We start from the raw sequence: 1,064 nt of genomic DNA, 5'->3' as shown, positions 1-1,064 counted from the left end.
GTGGTCCTGCCCCCGCTCGCCCAAGCCAGGACATGGTCATTGTGGCGGATTGGGGCATCGCAGTACGGTGTCGCGCATGTCTGGTCCCGGGTGGCGATGAACCGCGCCAGCCCGGGCGGGAAGAGCCTGGCCCGTGAATCCATGCCCACCAGCTCACCGGTCCCCGGGGCCGTATACAACCGCCTGATCCACGCCAGGGACTTCGTCCCGAATGCTTCTCCGTCCCCAGCAGTGGCGTTGGCGCCACCGGCGGCCGCCGCGCCCTGGCCGCCGATGGCGGCTTCGCCGGCCCCGGGCCGCTGCTGGCCCGCCTGGCGGATCAGGTCCCGGGCCACCTGCGCCGGGACGATCCCGTACCCGGGCAGGTGCGCCGGTTCGGCGTCGCCTTCGAACAGGGCCCTGTCGGTCATCACGACCTGGACCTCCAGGCGCACCTGCCCGGCCACCTCGCGGCCGGTCACCCGCTCCACGAGGGTATCGGCCATGATCTGGCCCCGGCTGCGCCCATCCCCGACCCCGACCAGGCGGTCCGCCTCGATCCTCAACGCGTTCAACACCGAGACCCCCTCGGCCACCGGCAGCAACCCGCTCAGGATGCTCATCGTGTCCGGGGCAGGACGCAGCGAGACCCGCCGGTCCTTCACCGCCTGCCGGGCCCGGTCGGCCACCGCCTGCGGGGAAGCAGCATAGGCCAGCTTCCGCGCCCGGGCCACCAACTGCCCGGTGCCCACCCCCTCCAGCACCGAAGGATCGGCCAGCAACAGCTCATCGACCCGTGCCCGGTCCTCCGGGGCCAGGCAGGCGGTCTCGCGCACCAGCAACGTCGCCCGCCACTCCGAGAGCCGGCCCGTGGACAACGCCCGGTGGGTGTGGGGCATCTCGTTGACCACGGCCCGGGCCATGCCCAGCAACCGGTGCCCGGTGTTCGGGGACTCCGAACGGGCCAACGCGATCTGGGCATGGACACCGGCACCGACCTTGGACCGTTCCACGCCCTCGGCCTCGTGCCGGGCCCGCACCACCGCATCCAACGCCACCTCGGCCCGGGCCTGCAGCCCGGCCAA

Annotated in this window: 1 protein-coding gene; it reads right to left on the bottom strand. The window is 72.9% G+C overall.

All coding sequences use genetic code 11. The annotated features are described in order from the left end of the window. The coding region (locus tag AB8M85_RS17470) for a DUF222 domain-containing protein (protein ID WP_372700109.1) at positions 1–1,064 on the bottom strand (1,064 nt) is incomplete at both ends.

The organism is Arthrobacter sp. JSM 101049, from assembly GCF_041679245.1.
Lineage (GTDB): Bacteria > Actinomycetota > Actinomycetes > Actinomycetales > Micrococcaceae > Arthrobacter_H.
Note: the sequence above shows the minus strand (reverse complement) of the source record. Positions and strands in the feature narration are given on the sequence as shown.